Here is a 21,268-nt window from a genome sequence, read left to right on the forward strand (position 1 = left end):
ATCTGCGCTATTTTCGTTGTTTGATTGCAATGTTTTGCGGCCATTTATCTCATTTTTAAAATGAGAGCATGCCCTAATGTTATATTATTTAGGGCTGCGCTTACCTTCCAAAAACAGCATGTCGATGACAATGAACACGACGCCGATACAGATAGCAATATCGGCAATATTAAAAATCGGATAATGCCACACATCAGCATAATGTACATGAATAAAGTCAATCACATGACCATGTAGCAAGCGATCAATCAGGTTGCCAATGGCACCGCCAAGCACCAGCGCAAGGCCTGTCGATAGCAGCTTGGCTTGCCGTGGTGCTTTGATTAGATAGCCGATCAAAAACAGCGACATCACCAGCGCCAGTCCCGCAAAAAACCACTTTTGCCAGCCGCCTGCATCGGCCAAAAAGCTAAACGCGGCGCCATAGTTGTAAGCCAGTGTCCAGTTGAGAAACGGCTCTAACACTGGCACAGGCTCAAGAAAATTGAGCGTGGTCTCAGCCAGCCATTTGCTCCACTGGTCGATGATGATCACCACCAGCGATAACGCATACCACATAAAGGCGCGACTGCCATTGGCGACCATCTTAGGGGTCTTAGTTAGGCGACCTCTAGGTGTCGATGAGCTGCCAGTGGTTGCATGTGCAGGCTTGGGGGAGCCGTCGGCCTCAACTTGCGGCGACTTGTGAGGTGAGTCTGACGGGTTAGGCGCAGAATTAGGCATAGTGGCGCACCTCGCCTGTACCGCTCACGTTGGTCACGCAGCGCGCGCATAGCTCAGGATGGGCGCTATCGACGCCGATGTCATCACGGATATGCCAGCAGCGTACGCACTTGGTACCTGTGGCTGCACTCACTTTGACCTGCAAGTCGCTTGACTCATCGGCATGGCTCTCTGCTGATACTGAGCCAGTATCTACGCTCTGAGCAGGGGCTTCACTCATCGGCTGCAGGGTCGCGCTACTGGTAATCAAGACAAAACGTAGCTCTTCGCCAAGCTTGGCCAAGCTCTCTTGCATCGCGCCGCTGGCATACAGATCGACGCCCGCTGATAAGTTGGCATTGATGATTTTTTCGCCGCGCGCTGTTTCGATATGTTTGTTGACGATGTCTTTGGCCTGCATGATGCGTTGCCAGTCGTCGCTTGTGATGGCGCTCAGCTCAAATGCTGGGAAGGTGTACCACGCTTGGGTAAACACATAACCTGCGTCTTGTCCGTTTTTGCCTTCTAGTACTTCCCACGCTTCTTGGGCCGTAAAGGACAAGATAGGCGTGATCCAGCGAATCAGCGCATGAGCGATATGATAAATCGCCGTCTGAGCAGAGCGGCGCGGCTGTCCATCAGTCTGAGTGGTGTACTGGCGATCTTTGATGATATCTAAATAAAAGCTGCCCAAGTCTTGCGAGCAAAACGCGGTGACGTGCTGGGTGACTTGGTGAAAGTCCATCGCATCATAAGCGCTGATGATTTGTGCTTGCACGGTTTGCGCGCGCTCAATGATGAATTTATCAAGGCTGACCAGCTCATCCATCGCCACGCTGTTGGTCGCTGGATCAAAGTCATCAGTATTGGCAAGCAAAAAGCGCAAGGTGTTACGGATACGGCGATACATGTCAATCGCGCCCTTAAACACGGTCTTACCCGCGCTCATCTCATAACGATAATCACTTGAGGCAATCCATAAGCGCAGCATGTCCGCGCCCGTTTTGTTGATCTCGTCTTGCGGGGTGATGATGTTGCCAAGCGACTTACTCATCTTGCGGCCGTTTTCATCTACCACAAAACCATGGGTCAATACTTGCTTAAATGGTGGACGCTCGTACATCGCCTCTGAGGTCAGTAGGGAAGTCTGGAACCAGCCGCGATGCTGATCTGAGCCCTCTAAGTACATATCCGCTGGGTTGGTCAGCTCATCGCGCTGCTCAAGTACAGCAAAATGCGTGGTCCCTGAGTCAAACCATACGTCTAGCGTGTCGGTCGCTTTGTCATAGTCAGCAGCCTCATCACCCAAAAAGTCCTCACAGCTGGCATCAAACCACGCTTCCACGCCGCCATCAGCGATTTTTTGTGCCGCCACTTCCATCAGCTCCAGCGTGTTTGGATGCAGCTCACCGGTTTCTTTATGCGTAAAGAAAGTGATTGGCACGCCCCAAGTACGCTGGCGTGAGATACACCAGTCAGGACGGTCAGTCATCATCGCCTCGATGCGGTTTTGTCCCCAAGCGGGCGTCCATTTGACCGTTGGAATATCAGCAAGCGCTCGCTCGCGTAAGCCTTTGGCTTCCATATTGATAAACCACTGCGGGGTGGCGCGGAAGATAATCGGCGACTTGTGACGCCAGCAATGCGGGTAACTGTGCTCGATTTTAGTATGGCTGACGAGGTGGCCGTTTTCGTGCAAGGTGGCGATGATTTTTGGGTTGGCTTTATAGATATGCTCTCCGGCAAATATCGCAGCGCTGTCTAAATACACACCCGTACCGCCCACAGGGTTTTCAACCGGCAAGTTATATTTTAGGCCAACGATATAATCGTCAAGACCATGACCGGGCGCGGTATGGACGAGGCCTGTACCGCTATCGGTGGTGACGTGATCGCCTAGGATAAGCGGCACTTGACGCTCGCTAATCAGTGGATGCTGGGCGTGCAGACCTTCAAGCTTGCGTCCTGATACGGTCGCCAAGATACCTTTGTGGTCAAGCTTTAGCTCGGTCAGCGCAGTTTCGATCAAGTCTGTCGCCAATAAAAAATGGCCTTTGTCTGTTGCCACCACGCTATAGTCGTGCTCAGGATGCACGGCAATGGCTTGGTTGGCAGGCAGCGTCCATGGCGTCGTCGTCCAAATGATGGCAGCAATACTGCCGTCGATGCCATTTAGCGCCTCTACCTTGTCGGTATCCACTATATCAAAGCTGACATAAATGGCGTCAGAGACTTTGTCTTGGTATTCCACTTCGGCTTCGGCGAGGGCAGAGCTACAGTCCAAGCACCAGTTTACAGGCTTCATACCGCGAGTTACGTGACCATTATCATAGATTTTTGCAAGTGCACGGACGATATTGGCTTCCTGCGCAAAGTTCATGGTGAGATAGGGGTTGTCCCAATCACCAAAAACGCCCAGACGTTTAAAGTCGGCTTTTTGTAGCTCGATCTGGGTGCGGGCATACTCGCGGCACAGACCACGAAACTCAGTAGCCGAGACTTTTTGACCGACTTTGCCGACCTTGGTTTCGACTTTTTGTTCGATAGGTAGGCCATGACAATCCCAACCAGGAACATAAGGCGCATCAAACCCCGACAGCGTTTTTGACTTAACGATGATATCTTTTAAAACCTTATTGACCGCATGACCTAAGTGAATCTGACCGTTGGCATAAGGAGGGCCATCATGCAAAATATACTTTGGCGCACCTGTGCGCGCCTTACGAATTTTGCCATAGACATCATCGGCTTCCCACGCCGCTAGCCAGTCAGGCTCGCGTTTGGCGAGGTTTGCACGCATGGCAAACGGGGTGTCGGCGAGGTTTAATGTATCTTTATAATCGTGGCTTGGGGTGTCGGTGCTTTTGTCAGTCATAAAAGGTATCTTATAAAATGATGGTTAGAAGTGGGAGAAAGAGCCGAGTACATGCTGATCTAAAATAGCGTGCGGATGTTACGTGAACGCTACGCTTACTGTGTCACTATTAATACTGGTATTTGGCTGCGGCGCTAGTTAGTAATATAGCGGCTTCCAACTACAATCACTTTATGTCGTCACAAGCAGATAAAAGCGTCTGCCTACATCATAAATACTAATGAGATGATTGCAATACCATATACCGATATCAAAATAATAAGAAAAGTGGCGATAATAATGACAGCTATTATATGACAAAACCAGTGGGGTAAAAAGAGCTGGCCGGTATCGTCCTGTTTTTAGCCAAAACCAATAGTTTATACCATCAAACCAAGACTAAAAAAGAACAAGGCTAAAAAAATAAGAACTAAAAAACCGATGACAGCCATAAGCGTAGTTTTAGTGACCACAATGGCTGGATGCCCGTTAGACCTTGCGCCATTTCACCCTCTTTTAAGATGACATAAGAGGGCGTTACTTGTCCTTGCCAGTCAGCGAAGATTGCGCCGTCTTCGTCGTTGATAGTGGTGAAGCGGTATTTGTGTTCGCTCAGGTAGCTATGTAGCGTTTGATCAGAGCCTGACTGGATCGCAATAGTCACCACCGGGTAGTCATTGGCCGCCGCGAGCGTGTCTATGGTCGGCGAGGTCACACGGCAAACAGGGCACCACGTTCCCCAAAAGTACACCAGCGCGGGCTTATCGTTACTGAGCGCCGCCAAGTCAATGCTTTGTCCTTGGTAATCGGTGAGCTGCAATTGCGGGTTGGCAGGCATGACTGGCTGACGCCACCAATTAACCGCGGTATAAATGACGGCAAACATCAAGCCATATATCAGTATCGTCTTGATAAGCGACAGCGCTTTTTGCTGTGGCGTCTTTTTAGGTTTTGCTGCTGTGGTATCAGTATCAGTTGTCATAAGGGCTGCTTTTTATGCTTGTCATGGTATCAAAAAGTGTCTGGTCGCTGTTTATTATCGCGTGTGCTAGGCTGTGTCCTCATTTTTATCACCATTTTTAAAATGAGGACATGCCTAGATAAAAATAAACGGCTGAATACTCAGCCGTATGATTCCTAAATGCTTTAAAACACCAATTCTTTAAAACACTGTCAAAATATCGTCCATCGCTATTGCTGTACCGATTTTATGTCGGAGTGACGATAAGCGCTTAAGGTTTTTGTGCGCGGTCTTGTAGTGGGTCGCCGGTCAGCACGCTGCCTGTGTTTTCTCGGCGCTCGCTTGTGCTGAGCTTACTGGCTGGTACTTTCGACTTTCTCTTCCATTTTAGGCTAAACAAGTCATCGCGGCGGTCAAGCAAGTTATGTACCGAGCCTTCGTGACGAACGTGAGTCAGCTTGTCTAAGTTCACATCTGAGAAGAATACCATCTCCGTATTGGCAGTGGTTTCTGCCATAATGGCGTCATGAGGAAAGGCAAAATCTGATGGCGAAAAGATAGACGACTGGGCGTACTGAATATCTAAGCTCTCAACCTGTGGCAAGTTGCCAACAGAGCCGCAAATCATCACGTAGCATTCGTTTTCGATAGCGCGCGCTTGCGCACAGTGGCGTACGCGCAAGTAGCCATTTTGAGTGTCTGTCCAAAATGGAACAAACAAAATATCCATATCATCGAGTGCCATGAGACGCGCAAGCTCTGGGAACTCAACGTCATAACAGACTAAAATACCAACGCGGCCGGCATCCGTATCAAATACTTTTACCTCATCGCCGCCCTCAATCACCCAAGCGCTACGCTCGTGGGGGGTGATATGAATTTTGCGCTGCTCTTCTACCGTCCCGTCACGGCGACACAAGTAACTGATGTTATAGAGGGTATCGTTTTCATCGAGTAGCGGCATAGAGCCAGTGATGACGTTGACGTTATAGCTGACGGCTAAATGCGAGATTTCATTCTTAAACCATTCGGTATAATCTGCCAAAAAGCGAATGGCAACGTTTTGATCCGTCGACTCACAAAGCCCCATAAGTGGTGCATTAAAAAACTCAGGCAGGCAAGCAAAGTCAGAGTTGTAGTCGGCCATGATATCGACAAAAAACTCCACTTGCTGTAGTAGCTCTTCAGGCGAGTCAACTTCACGCATTTGCCACTGAATACCGCCGATACGCACCTCTGACTTGCGGGTGCTGGGCTTGTATTCTTGTGGTTCATAATAGATATTGGCCCACTCAAGTAGTGTAGCAAAGCCCTTGGACTGGGCATCATCTGGTAGGTACGCGGTCAAAATACGCTTGACGATAAAGCCATTGGACAGCTGAAATGATAGCGCAGAGTCGTGAATCTCACGAGACTCGACAGCATCGATATACTCGCCAGGGGTCAGGTCTTGGTGGTTGTGATAATTGGGAATACGGCCACCGGCCAAAATCGCGCGAAAGTTAAGCTGACGGCATAGCTCTTTGCGCGCATCATACAGCCGGCGTCCGAGGCGATACCCGCGATAGTCAGGGTCGATCAGTGCGTCCAAACCATAAATCGCATCGCCTTTTGGATTGTCTTTGATGATCTCTTTTTGTCCGATCAAATCGTCATAGGTATGCGGGTTAGAAAACTTGGCATAGTCAACGCGCATCGACAGCACGATGCCGATCAGCTGATCATGGTCAAACAGCGCAATCTGCCCTTCAGGAAAGGCGTCTATGAGCGTATGAATAGTGTTTTTTGACCATGCGCCGCCTAGGTTGGCGTAGACGCGATCCATCAAGGCTTTTAACTGGGGGTAGTCTTTTTTCTTAATCTCGGCAATCGTCAAATGAAAGTCGTCTGTTTTTTCAATCTTGCTCATAAGGTTCCTATCTGCTGTTTTTATAAAAACTTTTCGTGTAACAAAAGCAATAAAAATATTTCCATATAGAGAATATTGTCGTTACAATCGTTTATTGCCATGTTTACAATGGGTTAGAATGATATAGTCCATCTGATATAAAAATGATACAACGCTTCATTGAGCGACTAATAGCCATATATCTGATTTATTTGGATGCGATTATACTCTTTCATCTGCCCTGCTGAATTTGCCAGTAGCGTTGTAGATATCGCGGTGCGTTTTCATCGTCATAAATGCTATATTGCTGGTTATGATAGCAAGTCACATGGGCAATGACAGTCTAACGTGGTAACTATTTGCTACGTTTTTGTGAGCCGGCTTTGATGTCAGTGATGTGCACTCAACTATTGTTATTACTCAAGCAGCGTTTTGTTTAGCTTATTCGCTTCGGCTATCGGCACAAGTGCCCCTTTAGGATTTTTATTATGCCCCTCACTCATACCACTGCATTTAGTCAACTAGATAACATAGCAGATGATGCGTTGGTACAGTTGGTGTATGTCAGTAGTCTGACGCTGCGCTCGCGCTTAAGCGCTTCGATATTTGATGAAGTAGAAGGCCATGCGCAAGATTTTAATGAGCAGCATGGTATCACCGGCACGCTCTGTTATGGCAACGGCCATTTTTTGCAATGTATTGAAGGCGAGAAGGCCGAAGTGGCGGCGTTGACGCAGCGTATTTTTGCCGATCATCGCCACAAACATGTCGAGGTGCTGCTGTTAGGGCAGGTAAGTGGCCGCCGCTTTGCTGACTGGCGCATGCGTTTGCTTTTTTTGGAGCGCTGGCTTTGGTCGCCTGCCACCAAGCAGCAGGCGGCGCAGTTGTCACCGTATCTGCCATTTGCGCCGCATGGCTGGTCGCCTGAGCGTACCGAACAGTTTTTGCAAATTATCAAAACCTTTGACACCCCGCCACATATCAAAGCCGCTGGTATTACTTATAATGCGCTGGGCAATATGGTGCGTCATATCGCCGCCCCGCATCAAGCGTTTTTAGTGGTGCAAGGGTTTTTAAGTGTGCTATTAATCGTTGGTTTGATGCTGTTATATTTATAAGCGGTGCTATTGTGCGAAAAGATAATAGAAAAATGACGCTAAACTCTGAGGTTTAGCGTCATTTTTTATGGTTATAGATGGGTTGTTTTGATAAAAAACTTCTTACACATCAAAGACCTTACCACGATTCATAATATTGTTGGGATCAAACACCTTCTTAATCTCACGTAAATACGCAATCTCAGTCTCACTGCGGCTATAGTGTAGATACGGTTTTTTCGTCATACCCACCCCATGCTCTGCAGACACCGAGCCGCCATATTTTTGTACCGTTTCAAACACGTATTTATTGACAATTTGACACTCACTAAAGAAATCATCTTTGCTCATGTTTTCAGGCTTTAGAATATTGAGATGCAAATTGCCATCGCCGATATGACCAAACCAGCACACCTCAAAGTCTGGATAGTTGCTGGCGACGATATGATCAATCTCAGCGATAAACTCCGGTACATAGCTGATGAGTACCGACACATCGTTCTTATAAGGGGTAAAGACTGAGATAGTCTCAGAGATATATTCGCGCAGCTTCCACAGCTCTGCCGCTTGCGCAAGACTTTGGCTCATTACACCATCGACGACCCAGCCTTCACTCATACAATGCTCAAAGATGGCCATGGCTTTATCCATGATAGGTTCATAGGGCGCTTCAAACTCAAGTAAGGTATAAAACTTGGTACGAGACTCAAAAGGCTCTTGTACTTGACCATGGGCCATGAGTTTATCGATAGCGACGTCATCAAAGAATTCAAAGGCGGTCAGATCAATCTGCGCTTGAAAGGCGGATAACACATTCATGACATCATTAAAGCTGTCCATGCCCAGTACCATGACGTTTAAGTCTTGCGGCTGACGCTCAAGCTTGATTTGGGCATGGGTGACAAAACCTAGGGTGCCTTCACTACCGATAAACAGCTGACGCAAGTCATAACCGGTGGCGTTTTTGATCATTCCGCGATTGAGATGCAAGATATCGCCTTTGCCGGTGACGACGGTGAGCCCCATGATCCATTGACGGGTCATGCCATAGCGGATGACCTTGATGCCGCCGGCGTTGGTGCCGATGTTGCCCCCGATTTGACTGGAGCCTGCTGAGGCAAAGTCGACAGGGTAGTATAGGTCTTTTGACTCTGCGAACTGTTGCAGCTGCTCGGTGATGACGCCGGCTTCAATCTCGACCATACGATCGGCAGGATAAAAGGTGCCGATTTGGTTCATTTTGTCCATGCTGACGACGATTTCGCCATTGGCGGCAACGGCACCTGCCGACAGACCGGTACGGCCACCACTGGGGGTGAGGACGATGTTGTGCTCATTGGCAAGCAGGACGATGGCTTGTACTTGTTCGGTGGTCTTTGGAAAGACGATGGCAGAGGCGGCTGGGGCGAAGTGTTTGGTCCAGTCTTTGCCCCAATATTCAAGGCTTTCAGGGTCGGTTTTGATTTGGGCTGGGTCAAACTGATGGCTTGCAAGCAAACAGTCTAAAAGGCTTTGGACGGCGGCGGTACTAGGGTTAGACGGGCTTTGGCTAGATAAAGAAGTCATGGTCAACTCTCGGTATAAACGGTAAGTACTATGCATAAAGGGGATTATTATATCGCTAAAGGGATATAACGCGGCAGTTATAAGTATGTTTATATAAGGGGAGGTCGCCCTCAAAAAAACAGTTCAACCCAGCTTGGCGGCATGTCGCTACCAGCGTTTACTATAGCATAAATAGTTTTCAGGCTAGATAATCAATAATTCATCTAATCTGCTAACATCGAGACGGAATTTTGTGTAAGATATCTGGACTGTTTTCGTTTCACCCATCATAGATTATCGAGCAGATAATCTTATAAGACAATCATAGGACAGTTCTCATATGGCGTTATCATTAGAAAAAGACAAAATTCGTTTTTTATTGCTTGAAGGTCTGCACGACAATGCCCTAAAAGTATTAAAAGACGCGGGCTACCACAACATCGAAAATATCAGTCACGCCTTAGATCAAGATGAGCTGATCGAAAAAATCAAAGATGCGCATTTTATCGGTATTCGCTCGCGTACGCAGCTGACACGTGAAGTGTTGGAGCATGCGCACAAGCTCATCGGTATCGGCTGTTTTTGTATCGGTACCAACCAAGTCGATCTAGACGCGGCTCGCGACCTAGGTATCCCCGTCTTTAACGCGCCATACTCGAACACCCGCTCGGTGGCTGAGCTGGTATTGGCAGAAGCCATCATGCTATATCGCGGTATTCCAGAAAAAAACGCCACCGTTCATCGCGGCGGCTGGGGTAAATCTGCCACCAACTCGCATGAAGTACGCGGCAAAACCATCGGTATCGTCGGTTATGGCTCTATCGGCTCACAGCTGTCTGTACTGGCCGAAAGCTTTGGTATGAAAGTCATCTATCATGATGTCGTGACCAAATTGCCATTGGGCAACGCCGTACAAGTGGGTAGCCTAGAAGAGCTGCTATCGACCGCTGATATCGTCACCTTGCATGTGCCTGACGTCCCAAGCACCCGCTATATGATGAAAGCTGAGCAGTTTGCACACATGAAAGACGGCAGCTACTTTATCAACGCCGCTCGTGGTACTTGCGTAGAGATTGATGACTTGGCGGCCGCGCTTGAGTCTGGTAAGCTTTTGGGCGCTGCGGTTGATGTGTTTCCAAAAGAGCCAAAATCAGCGGACGAAGAGTTTGAATCACCACTACGTAAGTTTGACAATGTAATCTTGACACCGCATATCGGTGGCTCAACCCAAGAAGCACAGGCCAATATCGGTCTTGAAGTGGCTGATAAGTTTGTCAGATACTCAGATCAAGGTGATACGGCGACCGCGGTGAACTTCCCAGAGGTTTCTATACCGTTTAAAGAAGGCTCACATCGTCTGCTACATATCCATAAAAACGTGCCAGGCGTACTGTCACAGATCAACCGTCTGTTCGCCGAGGCGCATATCAACATCTTGGCGCAGAGCCTGATGACAGAAGGCGATGTTGGCTATCTCGTGATGGATGTGGATTATAACGATTCAACCGCCGCGCTTGATCAACTAAAAGACGTTGAAGAAACCATTCGCGTGCGTATCTTGTTCTAAAATTAACCGTGATCGTTTAGGGCGTGTTGAACCTTCAACACGCCCTAATGTTACAACTGATACAAAAAAAGAGATGCGCTATGAATAGGGCATCTCTTTTTTATGGCTAATCGTTTAAACGTCTAACATTTAAAGCAGAGTATGGTGTTAACGGATTAAGCTTTGGCTTTATTGGCCGCTTCTGCTTGTTGGCGCGCTTCCATTTTAGCTGCTTTACGCTTTTCGATGATGTCCATCACATCGCTACCAATATGCGCTTCACCACGTTTTTTGGCCAGCTGCATTTGATGCTCGCGCTCACGGAATCGAGCCTTTTGTTCCTCAGTCGCTTTGTCGATACAGTGCGGGCACGACTCACCTTTGATATAGGCAGCGCTTTGCATGTCCTCAGCTGTAATCGGCATACGACAAGCAAAGCACTGCTCGTAGTTGCCTTTTTCTAAGTTGTGATTGACTGACACACGGTTGTCAAAGACAAAGCAGTCGCCTTGCCACATAGAGTCACTGGTAGGGATTTCTTCTAGGTATTTTAAGATACCGCCTTCTAAATGATAGACCTCCTCAAAGCCTTGCTCGCGCATATAGGCTGTGGACTTCTCACAGCGAATACCGCCGGTACAAAACATTGCCACTTTTTTGTGTTTGGTTGGATCGAGCTCTTTTGCCACATATTCTGGAAACTCACGGAAGGTTTCGGTGTGTGGGTTGACGGCGTTTTGAAAGGTGCCAATCTGTACTTCGTAGTCGTTGCGGGTGTCGATTAGGAGCACGTCAGGATCAGAGATCAGCGCATTCCATTCACTCGGCTTGACGTAGCGGCCGACAGATTGCAGTGGATCGATATCTTCTACGCCCATGGTGACGATTTCTTTTTTGAGCTTGACCTTGGTACGATAAAAAGGCTGGACGTCGGTATAAGACTCTTTAAACTCAAAACGACCAATCGCTTCAATGCTACGCAAATAATCAAGGACTGTATCGATGCCTTGGCGGCTACCAGAAATCGTACCGTTGATGCCTTCATTGGCCAACAATAAAGTGCCTTTGACGTCATTGTCCAGCATGATGTTTAAGATCGGCTCACGGTACTGCGCAAAGTCAGCAAAGCGGGTAAATTTATAAAGTGCAGCGACGACGATATTGTTGGTTTCGCTGTCGTATTCGGTGGCGTGTTGCTGATTATTTGTGCGGTTGTCAGTGGTCATGCAAGTCTCCTGCTGGCTGAGTCGTAAACCCAGTGCAATAGTGATAAAAAAGGTAGATAAGCAAATAACACTAGCGCAATTGTGGAATTGGGCCAGTGCGCGCGTAGTGTAGCAAATTTTGCTGATGTTTTGAAGATTTTGTAAGAAGGGCTGTGTTGTGATTGATACGATTTTAAGGAGAGTTATCTGTCTCTGAAACGGCTCGATAGCCGCTCTAAAAAGAATAAAAAATCCAGCGCATAGGCTGGATTTTAATCGCTGAGAGAGTCGGTATAAGAGCTATTTGCTTTGGAACCAACGATCCGCTTGGCTACGAGCATTGGCGATGTCTGAGCTGGATAAGTTCAACGCCAGCTGACCGATTTTGCCACGGGCTTTGTTGCGTACTTTTTCATCGAGCATACCGTCACGGGCAGCCAAGTCATACCACTTATAGGCATCGACCAGATTTTTTTGTTTTTCATCGAGCAAAGCTAGCGTGTAGCTGGCGCGATTGTCACCGCGCATGGCCGCTTTTTCTAACCAGTGGCGTGCTTGCTGAAGATTGGGCTTCACGCCTTCACCGCGTAGATACATGATGGCCAGATTTAGCTGGGCTGGCGCAACACCTTGCTGCGCGGCTTTGGTATACCAGTGAATGGCTTGCTGAGTGTTTTGTGCCACGCCTTCGCCTTTTTGTAGGCGCTTGGCTAAGTAAAACTGCGCATGGTCATTCCCTTGCGCCGCACGGTTGGACAGCTCACTGACAGGCATCAGCTCAAAACGTGAGGTATCAAGCGGTACGTTTGATATTAACTCAGCATTGGCAAGACCTGCGCAAGAAAATAAGGCAGTAAACAACGCAGCTTTTAATAGTTTCATAGCAGCTCCAAAATTAGGCAGTTAATAAGCAAAAAAATTGTACCGCTAAAGTATCTTAGGCGGCGCTAATGATAAGGGAGCGTTGTATCAATGACGTGTTATCCAAACGTCCCAAACCATCCATTAAGTACAGTGAGCCCTTTACCTGAACGCCTTGCTTAGCAGTTGCTGTCAAGTCAAACAGACGAACGGTGCAAATACGGGTGTCAGTGACATTATTTTGCTAGCTTAACACCCACACTTACGAAACTCAAATACTAATTACAAGAAATCATGGCCGATTATACCTGAGTGTCTTTAATAAAATCATAGAGTTACTTGCGTGTAAGAATAAATCAATCATTTTATAAAAATCAGACAAGGAGGATTAGGGCCGTTTGGTTTTTGAATATTATGCAGGCTTCCGTTTGGTGACGCGATAAATAGCGACATCTGCCAAGAGGTTGGGTGCTTGACGGATTAAAGATGTCATCAGCGGTGAATGGCCTTTTTCTGAGTCGCTAACAGCAAAGCGGTTGATGATATGAATGTCATGTTCAGCACACAGCTGCTCAAAGTCTTTAAAGGTACACAAATGAATGTTTGGGGTGTTGTACCACTCATAAGGCAGGGCTTCTGAGACGGGCATCAGGCCTTTTAGTCCAAGGTGAATACGGTTTTGCCAATGGGCAAAGTTGGGAAAGGTGATAACCGCTTCACGGGCCACGCGTAGCATATCGAGTAGCAAAACGTCGGGGGCTTTGACCGCTTGGAGCGCCCGTGCCATGACGACGGTGTCAAAGCTGTCGTCAGCAAAGCGCGCCAACCCATCGTTGAGATCTTGCTCGACGATAGAGAGACCCTTGCTGATGGCTTCATTGATTTTGTCTTCATCAATCTCTAGGCCATAACCCGTCACGCCCAGTTTTTGCTGCAAGTGCGCGAGCAGCTCACCATTACCACAGCCCAAGTCCAGTACATGCGATTGCGGCGCGATCCAGCGCTCAGCCAACTGATGGTCCATTCTCATGAGCGTTCTCCTGTGCCGGCTATGTTAGTGGTCATAAAAGGGGCGGTCAAAAAGCCTTTGATCGCGCCCATATAACGGGGGATATCAAATAAAAACGAATCATGACCATGTGGGGCGTCGACATTGATATAGCTGACCGGCTTGCCTGTGGCCATCAGGGCATCCACGATTTCTTGTGAGCGCTCAGGGGCAAAGCGCCAATCAGTGGTAAACGACACCACCAGATATTGGCACTTGGTATGGGCAAGGGCGGATCTTAAGGCGCTCAGCTCAAGCTGGCTGTCGGTATCGTCGCTGTGCTCAGTAGTATGGTCGCTACCTGTGCTACCTGTGTGCTCGTTATTGATGCTGGTAGCCAGACTATCATCGATGGCTGTGTCGTCGGCAGTATTCGCATAATTGGCATAGTCGCGCGTAGGATCAAAGTAATCCAAAGCTTTGGTCATGAGCAAATAGGTATTGGCATCGAAGTTTTTGCTAAAGCGCTCGCCTTGATAGCGCAGATAGCTCTCTACTTGGAACTCGACATCGTAGCCGTACATAAACTTGCCCGATTTTAGATCGCGGCCAAACTTGGCCTTCATCGCGTCATCGGTCAAGTAGGTGATATGGCCGACCATACGTGCCAATATCAGGCCACGGCGTGGATAAGTGCCGGCTTGTATATAGCGGCCGTCTTTGAAGTCTGGGTCAGAGAGAATGGACTGACGAGCGACTTCGTTAAAGGCGATGTTTTGTGCCGATAGCTTGGGCGTGCTGGCAATAATGACGCAGCGTTTTAGCCTGTCTGGATAGTCGACCGACCATTGCAGCGCTTGCATACCGCCCATAGAGCCGCCGACGATGGCATGCCAGACATCGATGCCTAAGCGGTCTGAGAGCAGCGCTTGGGTTTTGACCCAGTCTTTGATGGTGATCAGCGGAAAGTCAGGGCCATAGACTTGTGGCTCGCTGCCATCAGCTTGATTGAGGGTATCAGGGTTGATGGTGGTGGGTCCTGTCGAGCCAAAGCAGCTGCCGATATTATTGACGCACACCACATAAAACTGATTGGTGTCGATGGCTTTGTTGGGTCCGATCATATTGTCCCACCAGCCCGCTTTTTTGTCATCATGGCTATAATACCCTGCTGCATGATGGCTGCCAGACAAGGCATGGCAAATCAAAATAGCATTTGATTTGTCTTGATTGAGGGTGCCGTAAGTCTCTACCATCAAATCAAAAGACGGCAAGGTGCGATTGCACTCAAGGGTAAGCGGCTCGGCAAAATGGATTTTTTCGGGCGTGACGATTCCGACTGAGCCTGCCTGATCGGCCAAGCCTTGTGGGTCGAGTGTATCTGTTGGGAGTTGGTCACTGGTACTATCAGAGCGTGCGTTCAAAGCTACCTCGCAAGACAACAATCATCTATAAATAAGCGTCAATTAAGCGTCAGTAAAATCACCAGCCACACAAGCAAAATAGCATGCATGTTCTTATACGGTTTTGGTGATGGTTGGCTCTATTGTATGGCGATGGGCGTAGGAGTACAACCTCCGTACGCAGTCTTTATTTGACCTGCGTAGCAAATTGTATAAAGACGGCCTTTACCATGCGTTTTTTGGCGATAAAATGCTACACTAATCAGATGCTAAATGAATAATGCCTTCACAATCCTTTTTATCACTTATGAATCACACACGACTTTTATGAAACCTAAACTGCCGCCCCGTATAGCCGTCTTATTGGTCAACCTTGGGACACCTGATGAGCCGACAGCGCCTGCTGTCCGTCGTTATCTCAAACAGTTTTTATCAGACCCTCGGGTGATTGAAATCCCTAAGTTTTTGTGGGCCATCATTCTTAACTTGTTTGTCCTGCCTAGTCGGCCGAAGCGCGTCGCAAAAGCTTATGCCAGTATCTGGGAGGGCGACTCGCCGATCCGCAAGATATTAAACGGCCAAGTGGCATTATTAGAGCCGCGTCTGGCCGACAGCGCAGCGCCGTTTCGTGTGTCGGTACATGCGGCGATGAGCTATGGCAATCCTGGTCTGCCTGAGGTGATGGGCAATCTACGCGATGAGGGCGTGGATCACTTTGTCATCTTGCCATTGTTTCCGCAGTACTCCGCCACCTCGGGTGGCGCTGTCTATGATGCACTGACCAAATGGACGCTGACGCAGCGCAATTTGCCCAACTATACCATTGTAAAGGACTACTTTGCCCATCCACTGTATATTCAGGCACTAGCAGACTCGATTCGTCGCTTTCAGGCAGAGCATGGCAAACCTGACAAGCTGATGTTTAGTTTTCACGGTATCCCGCAGCCGTATGCGGATAAAGGTGATCCGTATCTAAAGCGCTGTAAGTGTACTGCCGCCCAAGTGGCACATGCGCTAGGTCTAAGAGACGATGAATGGATCATCAGCTTTCAGTCGCGTTTTGGCAAACAAGAATGGGTCAAGCCATATACCGATGTGGTACTAGAGGAGTGGGGTCAGTCTGGCGTGCGCTCGGTGCAGGTCATCAGTCCTGCATTTTCTGCCGATTGTCTGGAGACGCTAGAAGAGCTGGCGATTGAAAACCGTGATAATTTCCTCAATGCTGGCGGGCAAGAGTATCATTATATACCTGCACTTAACCTTGATGAGGCGCATATTGATTTGCTCGAAGCGCTTAGCAAACCATTGGTCAAAGGCTGGGCGGGCACGCTTGATGGTTGGGCGTAGTTAATTTTTTTGATCTTAATGAAAGCCTTTTGATCTTCATGAATGATAAAAACACCGGACATGATGTTCGGTGTTTTTTTACCAGTGTTTGACGTCATTGATGCTGTGCTGAGCAGATAGGGTTAGAAGTTATCGTCGTTACTGCGCCCAGCAGCATCGGTATCAGCGATATCGACGATGTCTGGATAATCCTTGTCATCCAGATTGTCCTCTACCAATACCTCATCGACACGGGCTTCATCGATATTTTGGTGATGCATCGGTGTGAGGCCTTGCGTGGCCTCGCTGCCTGCTTGTGAGTTGTCAAACCCTGCGCTATTGTCAATGACGTCATCGTCATCAATCGTATGCAGCATTGGATTGTCTAAATCGACTCGCTGGTTGTCATCGCCATCGATACGGTCTTGCGCCTCTGGGAGTTGGGTTTTTGTATTATCCATCTGTCATTCCTTTTATCTTATGATTGGTTTTTATCTGTATGATGAGGATTAGTGTGCCGTGTTAGCTCGAGCTCGACTAGTAGTAAGGTGTCACAGGATGTTCAAAAAATGTAAGACAACTCGCAGTGAGCGTTATTTATGCCCCTTGTTTATCGCCTAAAATATGTCAATGTCTGGTCGGTCATGGTCGGCCTGATAACCGCTATGAGCTCAAGCGCTTGTGACGATCAACCAACCGTCAGTCAAACGGACGTTATAAAAAAGCCGTTGGTCATGGAGGCCAAGATACCAAGTACCGCGGCTGTGATAGAGTGCGCGCAGCTGACGCCCAAGCAAACTGTGATGATAAAAGGCCATCAGATCCTGAGCAAAAGCTGCGACTTAACAGGTCAATCGATACGTTTTGAGCTCAGTGACTCTCATAGCTCGCTTGACTGTCAAGGGGCGCAGCTTAGCCCCAGCGCCGATGATTCATCAAAGGCCAGCGCTATTATGATTAAACCAAAGACGGATGCTGCTATCGAAGATATCACTGTTGCTAATTGTCATATAACAGGCTACGGCCATGCGCTGCACATTCGCCAATACAGCCATCCCAATCAGCGTTATACGCGCGGCGTTATCGACCCTACTGCCAATCGCGCGCTGGCACCGAGAGATATCCGTGTCATCAATGTCAGCAGTCAGAATAGTATTAATAGCGGCATGTTTGTCGGCGATCATGTACACGGCGTGAGCTTTGAGCATGTGCGTATTCAAAACGCTGGCACGGTTGGGTTATATTTAGAGTTTGGAAGTCGCGACAATGTCATCAAAGACTCTGTGTTTGTCGGTAATGGTTTTCGCACGTTTAAGCCCAATCGTGAAGCCATCGCGGTGGACTCATCAAGCAACAATCGTATTGAGAATAATCAGTTTATACACAATGGCGCAGGCAGTATCTTGCTCTATCGCAACTGCTTTGAGCATGCTGATGACCCGTCGCGCAGCAATCATTTCAAACGCACCGAGTCGAGTCGTGACAATATTATTCGCGGTAATGTTTTTCAAAATGAGCCAGTGGGCGTGTGGGTAGCGTCAAGGCAATCGCGCAACCTAAAAGGGTTTGAATGCGGCGCGTATTTGGTCAAGCAAACGCTGTTTGCCAGCTATCACTTAGACAGTGCTAAAGACAATCAAATCATCAATAACCAGTTTACCCAAGTCGAGCAGGGCGTTATTGTGGAAGATGATGGCACGCTGATTAGGGATAACACGTTCGCCGCCGACGTTCGTTTGCCCATTCAGGTTGGTTCAAAAATTCGCGAAGACACTGCCGCAGGGCCAGTCAAACATACACTGATCAACAACAATACGTTCGCTGATAAAACCATAAAGCAAGCAATTGACATTCGAGCCGCCAGCAAAACGGCCACCCAGATTGAGTAGCCGTCAGGACAATAGGATAAGCATTTGGTAAATGGGCTGTGCTTTATTTGGCACCCACTTTGGTATTTACCCAGCGGATCACAGGATCAGGCGTGACTTGTGAGAGGGTCTGAAAGACTTTGGCTGGCATGCCGACCGAGTAATGCGTGCTTTTGAGTTTACGATTGGGGCGGGTGGTCAGTTTGCACAGAGTCTTTGCCACATCATTGACAGTCAAATTGATACCCAAGCGCTCAATACTGGTGACACTAAGATCCTCTGTCATGTCTGATTTTACCCACAGCGGCATGACATCAATGACCTTGATACCAAGGCGGTCATACTCGATATTTAGCCCTTCGGTAAGTCCACGGACAAAAAACTTGCTGGCAGAATACGCCGCAACCTCGGGCTGGCCGTAAATGGCCGAGGCCGAGGAGACATTGACGATTTTACCATTGGTGCTATCCGCCAAATAAGGCGCAAGCTTATGACAGCCGATAAGCACGCCTTTACAATTAACATCGACTAAGGCCAGCTGCTCTTGCAAATCAGTCGTCGGCAAAGTGCCACTGACCAACACGCCTGCGTTATTGATTAGCACATCGATACTGCCAAAATGATCAATCATTTGTGTGATGGCGTCGTCCCATAGCTCAGGCTGGGTGACATCTAATTTGCCGATAATGACACGGTTTTTTTTCAGCGCTTTTTTAAAGGCTTTGTCGCCGATGGCATCCTCAATCGTGGCTGTATTGGTCGCAAACAGGCCGACGTTGTGGCCTTTTTCTGCCAGTTTTTTTGCGGTGGCCAGACCGATACCACGTGAGGCGCCAGTGATTAAGATATTCATAATAAGTGACTCGGTGATTTGGGTGTGTCCCCATTTTTATTACCCTTGTCAAAATGAGGACACGCCCTAGCTGTAATGGATAAGTCGAGAGCAAGTGGATATCAGAGATATGTGTGCTCGGGCATTGATCCAGTATAGCAAATCTGGCGGCAAGTATTGATAGGCAGCGCGGCACAGCGGCTTTGGCCGAGGTTAGATCAGATATCTATGCTGAATGTGACACCGCGTGAGAGTGCGATAGGTCTACGCGCGCTGAGGAACAGTCATAGTCGCTTAACGTAAAGCGCCATAGGTATATCAAGGCAATGGAATAGATGGCGGTTTCTGATAGCTCCTCGATCACCACGCCAAAGGTTTCAGGTATGCCAATCATGTTTTCGCCCATGTATTCTAGTAGTGCCAGTACCGCTACCGTCAAATATAACGATATGGGCACACGTTTTAATACTGCCAAAAGATAGTGCCATGAGTAAGCCAGTAGCCCAACAATCATCAGGTAGACGACGGTTAGCACACAATCTTCCCACCAGTCATAGGGCTGGCTTAGCAATAAAAAATCAGCTGGAATAAAAAGATCGGGTAAGTAGTTTAGCTCGCGGCGTATGACCGCAAAAAACACCAGCACTGCCGCCAACCAAAACGCTTCAGTTTTTTTGCTATGACTGCGCCGAAAATACTGTAGACAGCGTATCCAGCAAGCGAACAATATAATAATGCCAGGGGCTTCGATAAGACCATCTGTAATCAAAATAAGGACTCCAGATTTTGCAATAAAAAAAGTGAGCGCTAAGGCTCACTTCCAATCACAAGTAATATAAAAACAAAGATATAAAATAGAGATACAGCGTTATTATACGCTTGATTATCCATAAATGGCATTATGAAACATAACTAATTGGTCATAACTAATTGTTAATATTTACAAAATAGTCAACACTGTTTCACAGATGGCAGTATGTTATTTGTCTTGTGCCGGCAGCCAAGCGAGACAGCAATGAGCTATCGCGAGCTAAAACAGTGCCTCCATGCGTAATAGTGCTGATGGGTAGTGGTCTTTGTTTTCTGTTTTGTCATTATAATAGTTTAGCTCTGTCTGCACGTAGAGCCACTCCCGCCAAATCGGCTGACGGTAGGTGATGGCTGGGCCATAGCTATTGAGCAGTGATTTGTTTTTGTCAAAATAACCACTGGTCGAAATACCATAGGCCAGTTGCTTTTCTTCACCGAGCTGATGGACTTGTCTTAGATCATGGCTCCAGTCGGTATCCTCCCTGCTATCCTGATTGCGGTAGCGCACGGTAGTACGGTTGTTAAGAAAGCGTGCTGCATCAGCGCCATATCGCAAGGTGAGTCCGCCTTTGGCGTAGTGTTCGCTGTCGAGGCCATAACGATAAAAGCTATCGGTGGTTACTTTTAGCTTCTCGTTTTGGTACCAGTCTCGATCGACACTGACTTTGACATACAGATCATCAAGTGAGCGTACGCCGACATCGACATCTGTTTTGACGCCCAATTGCTCTTCGATCTCATCGTTAAAGCGTGACCAGCGCAGCGCAATAGAGGCGTTATCTTCACGAGTCTTTTTACTATTGATTAATCTATCAGAGCTTTCGGTATCGGCCTGATAAGCCGCTCCTGTCGCGCTTTGTCGCAAAAAATCATCATCATCCAAGTCTTCATCACCGATAATCAAGCTTAGGCGGCGCTCTAAGACCGGTAAGCGTAAACGTCCACGAACCCGAGGCTCGACGCTCACATCACTGCCTGATAGTGGGTCATTGGCCCAGCGCGTGTCTAGCACCAGTCGTAGGCTCGCGGTAGCAGGCGCCTTTGGGTCAGGCTCACCAAACCACCCGTCCATTTCGTGCGCCCATTCGTCTAGCTGCGCTTTTGCGTCTTGTCGCCGCTCATCGGCCCAGCCCCATTGTGCTGAGGAGTCAAAGGGCTGTGGCGCGGCAAGTGGTGTGCGCGCTTGATAGCCTAGCTGTTGATAGGCTGTGTCTGTTGTATTGACATCACCGACCTGAGGACTGGATGAAGGGTGGGCGGTGTCTTGATGTTTTGCCGGTATGGCGGCGCTATGATCAGCCAACGCTGGCGTGCACAGGCTCAGCGCAGCTAAAGCGGCATAAGTCAAAGTATGACGAGTCATTGTGGTAAGGCTTGAGGGT

Annotated in this window: 17 protein-coding genes; 4 read left to right on the plus strand and 13 right to left on the minus strand. The window is 48.2% G+C overall.

Annotated features, from left to right (window positions below; translation table 11 throughout):
* Nucleotides 1-84: 84 nt before the first annotated feature.
* The 4 genes from lspA to JFC05_RS04975 form a co-directional block, all read right to left on the minus strand.
* Nucleotides 85-723, minus strand: coding sequence for a signal peptidase II (gene lspA / locus JFC05_RS04960; RefSeq protein ID WP_105244835.1), 639 nt, complete (start codon nt 721-723; stop codon nt 85-87).
* On the minus strand, nt 716-3,577 hold the full coding sequence (ileS, locus tag JFC05_RS04965) for an isoleucine--tRNA ligase (RefSeq protein WP_198336007.1): 2,862 nt from the start codon (nt 3,575-3,577) through the stop codon (nt 716-718). Before ileS ends, lspA begins: the two co-directional genes overlap by 8 nt.
* A 409-nt stretch (nt 3,578-3,986) precedes the next feature.
* Nucleotides 3,987-4,538: a protein disulfide oxidoreductase gene (locus JFC05_RS04970; protein WP_198336008.1), complete on the minus strand. Its 552-nt coding sequence runs from the start codon at nt 4,536-4,538 to the stop codon at nt 3,987-3,989.
* Between the two features lie 250 nt (nt 4,539-4,788).
* Complete coding sequence (locus JFC05_RS04975) at nt 4,789-6,426, minus strand: carbon-nitrogen hydrolase family protein (RefSeq protein ID WP_198336009.1); 1,638 nt, start codon at nt 6,424-6,426, stop codon at nt 4,789-4,791.
* Between the two features lie 467 nt (nt 6,427-6,893).
* Here JFC05_RS04975 and JFC05_RS04980 point away from each other — a divergent pair, with 467 nt between their 5' ends.
* Nucleotides 6,894-7,523, plus strand: a complete 630-nt coding sequence (locus tag JFC05_RS04980; RefSeq protein WP_227697416.1) for a BLUF domain-containing protein — start codon at nt 6,894-6,896, stop codon at nt 7,521-7,523.
* Nucleotides 7,524-7,625: 102 nt separating this feature from the next.
* On the opposite strand, the gene JFC05_RS04985 is transcribed toward JFC05_RS04980, so the two are convergent.
* On the minus strand, nt 7,626-9,068 hold the full coding sequence (locus tag JFC05_RS04985) for an FAD-binding oxidoreductase (RefSeq protein ID WP_198336010.1): 1,443 nt from the start codon (nt 9,066-9,068) through the stop codon (nt 7,626-7,628).
* A gap of 319 nt (nt 9,069-9,387) precedes the next feature.
* Between JFC05_RS04985 and serA the strand changes: the two genes are divergently transcribed.
* Nucleotides 9,388-10,614 carry a phosphoglycerate dehydrogenase gene (gene serA, locus JFC05_RS04990; RefSeq protein ID WP_075102042.1) on the plus strand — a complete coding sequence of 409 codons (1,227 nt, stop codon included), beginning with the start codon at nt 9,388-9,390 and terminating at the stop codon, nt 10,612-10,614.
* 155 nt (nt 10,615-10,769) lie between these two features.
* Here the strand turns inward: serA and trhO are convergent, their stop codons facing one another.
* The 4 genes from trhO to metX all read right to left on the minus strand — a co-directional run bounded on the left by trhO (nt 10,770) and on the right by metX (nt 15,008).
* On the minus strand, nt 10,770-11,819 hold the full coding sequence (trhO, locus tag JFC05_RS04995) for an oxygen-dependent tRNA uridine(34) hydroxylase TrhO (protein ID WP_198336011.1): 1,050 nt from the start codon (nt 11,817-11,819) through the stop codon (nt 10,770-10,772).
* 279 nt (nt 11,820-12,098) lie between these two features.
* Nucleotides 12,099-12,680 (minus strand): tetratricopeptide repeat protein, encoded by a 582-nt coding sequence (locus JFC05_RS05000; RefSeq protein ID WP_198336012.1) that lies wholly within the window; start codon nt 12,678-12,680, stop codon nt 12,099-12,101.
* A gap of 391 nt (nt 12,681-13,071) precedes the next feature.
* Entirely contained in the window at nt 13,072-13,689 is a 618-nt protein-coding gene (gene metW / locus JFC05_RS05005; RefSeq protein WP_100748936.1) for a methionine biosynthesis protein MetW, read from the minus strand.
* Nucleotides 13,686-15,008 (minus strand): homoserine O-acetyltransferase MetX, encoded by a 1,323-nt coding sequence (metX, locus tag JFC05_RS05010; RefSeq protein ID WP_198336037.1) that lies wholly within the window; start codon nt 15,006-15,008, stop codon nt 13,686-13,688. Before metX ends, metW begins: the two co-directional genes overlap by 4 nt.
* A gap of 369 nt (nt 15,009-15,377) precedes the next feature.
* Between metX and hemH the strand changes: the two genes are divergently transcribed.
* A complete protein-coding gene (gene hemH / locus JFC05_RS05015) occupies nt 15,378-16,397 on the plus strand; it encodes a ferrochelatase (RefSeq protein ID WP_198336013.1) in 1,020 nt (339 codons plus the stop codon).
* Between the two features lie 122 nt (nt 16,398-16,519).
* Here the strand turns inward: hemH and JFC05_RS05020 are convergent, their stop codons facing one another.
* On the minus strand, nt 16,520-16,837 hold the full coding sequence (locus JFC05_RS05020) for a hypothetical protein (protein WP_198336014.1): 318 nt from the start codon (nt 16,835-16,837) through the stop codon (nt 16,520-16,522).
* Between the two features lie 138 nt (nt 16,838-16,975).
* Between JFC05_RS05020 and JFC05_RS05025 the strand changes: the two genes are divergently transcribed.
* Nucleotides 16,976-18,265 carry a NosD domain-containing protein gene (locus tag JFC05_RS05025; RefSeq protein WP_198336015.1) on the plus strand — a complete coding sequence of 430 codons (1,290 nt, stop codon included), beginning with the start codon at nt 16,976-16,978 and terminating at the stop codon, nt 18,263-18,265.
* A gap of 43 nt (nt 18,266-18,308) precedes the next feature.
* On the opposite strand, the gene JFC05_RS05030 is transcribed toward JFC05_RS05025, so the two are convergent.
* The 3 genes from JFC05_RS05030 to JFC05_RS05040 all read right to left on the minus strand — a co-directional run bounded on the left by JFC05_RS05030 (nt 18,309) and on the right by JFC05_RS05040 (nt 21,249).
* Complete coding sequence (locus tag JFC05_RS05030) at nt 18,309-19,097, minus strand: SDR family NAD(P)-dependent oxidoreductase (RefSeq protein WP_198336016.1); 789 nt, start codon at nt 19,095-19,097, stop codon at nt 18,309-18,311.
* A gap of 205 nt (nt 19,098-19,302) precedes the next feature.
* Nucleotides 19,303-19,845: a hypothetical protein gene (locus JFC05_RS05035; protein ID WP_198336017.1), complete on the minus strand. Its 543-nt coding sequence runs from the start codon at nt 19,843-19,845 to the stop codon at nt 19,303-19,305.
* Between the two features lie 261 nt (nt 19,846-20,106).
* Nucleotides 20,107-21,249, minus strand: coding sequence for a hypothetical protein (locus tag JFC05_RS05040; RefSeq protein WP_198336018.1), 1,143 nt, complete (start codon nt 21,247-21,249; stop codon nt 20,107-20,109).
* Between the last annotated feature and the right edge of the window lie 19 nt (nt 21,250-21,268).

This window comes from Psychrobacter celer (genome assembly GCF_016107555.1).
GTDB lineage: Bacteria > Pseudomonadota > Gammaproteobacteria > Pseudomonadales > Moraxellaceae > Psychrobacter > Psychrobacter celer.

Coding starts and splice junctions, on each gene's coding strand:
- metW (WP_100748936.1), bottom strand. CDS start 13,689: ATGAGAATGGACCATCAGTTGGCTGAGCGCTGGATCGCGCCGCAATCG.
- hemH (WP_198336013.1), top strand. CDS start 15,378: ATGAAACCTAAACTGCCGCCCCGTATAGCCGTCTTATTGGTCAACCTT.
- lspA (WP_105244835.1), bottom strand. CDS start 723: ATGCCTAATTCTGCGCCTAACCCGTCAGACTCACCTCACAAGTCGCCG.
- ileS (WP_198336007.1), bottom strand. CDS start 3,577: ATGACTGACAAAAGCACCGACACCCCAAGCCACGATTATAAAGATACA.
- JFC05_RS05040 (WP_198336018.1), bottom strand. CDS start 21,249: ATGACTCGTCATACTTTGACTTATGCCGCTTTAGCTGCGCTGAGCCTG.
- JFC05_RS05000 (WP_198336012.1), bottom strand. CDS start 12,680: ATGAAACTATTAAAAGCTGCGTTGTTTACTGCCTTATTTTCTTGCGCA.
- serA (WP_075102042.1), top strand. CDS start 9,388: ATGGCGTTATCATTAGAAAAAGACAAAATTCGTTTTTTATTGCTTGAA.
- JFC05_RS04970 (WP_198336008.1), bottom strand. CDS start 4,538: ATGACAACTGATACTGATACCACAGCAGCAAAACCTAAAAAGACGCCA.
- JFC05_RS05030 (WP_198336016.1), bottom strand. CDS start 19,097: ATGAATATCTTAATCACTGGCGCCTCACGTGGTATCGGTCTGGCCACC.
- JFC05_RS04980 (WP_227697416.1), top strand. CDS start 6,894: ATGCCCCTCACTCATACCACTGCATTTAGTCAACTAGATAACATAGCA.
- JFC05_RS05020 (WP_198336014.1), bottom strand. CDS start 16,837: ATGGATAATACAAAAACCCAACTCCCAGAGGCGCAAGACCGTATCGAT.
- JFC05_RS05025 (WP_198336015.1), top strand. CDS start 16,976: ATGCCCCTTGTTTATCGCCTAAAATATGTCAATGTCTGGTCGGTCATG.
- JFC05_RS04975 (WP_198336009.1), bottom strand. CDS start 6,426: ATGAGCAAGATTGAAAAAACAGACGACTTTCATTTGACGATTGCCGAG.
- trhO (WP_198336011.1), bottom strand. CDS start 11,819: ATGACCACTGACAACCGCACAAATAATCAGCAACACGCCACCGAATAC.
- JFC05_RS04985 (WP_198336010.1), bottom strand. CDS start 9,068: ATGACTTCTTTATCTAGCCAAAGCCCGTCTAACCCTAGTACCGCCGCC.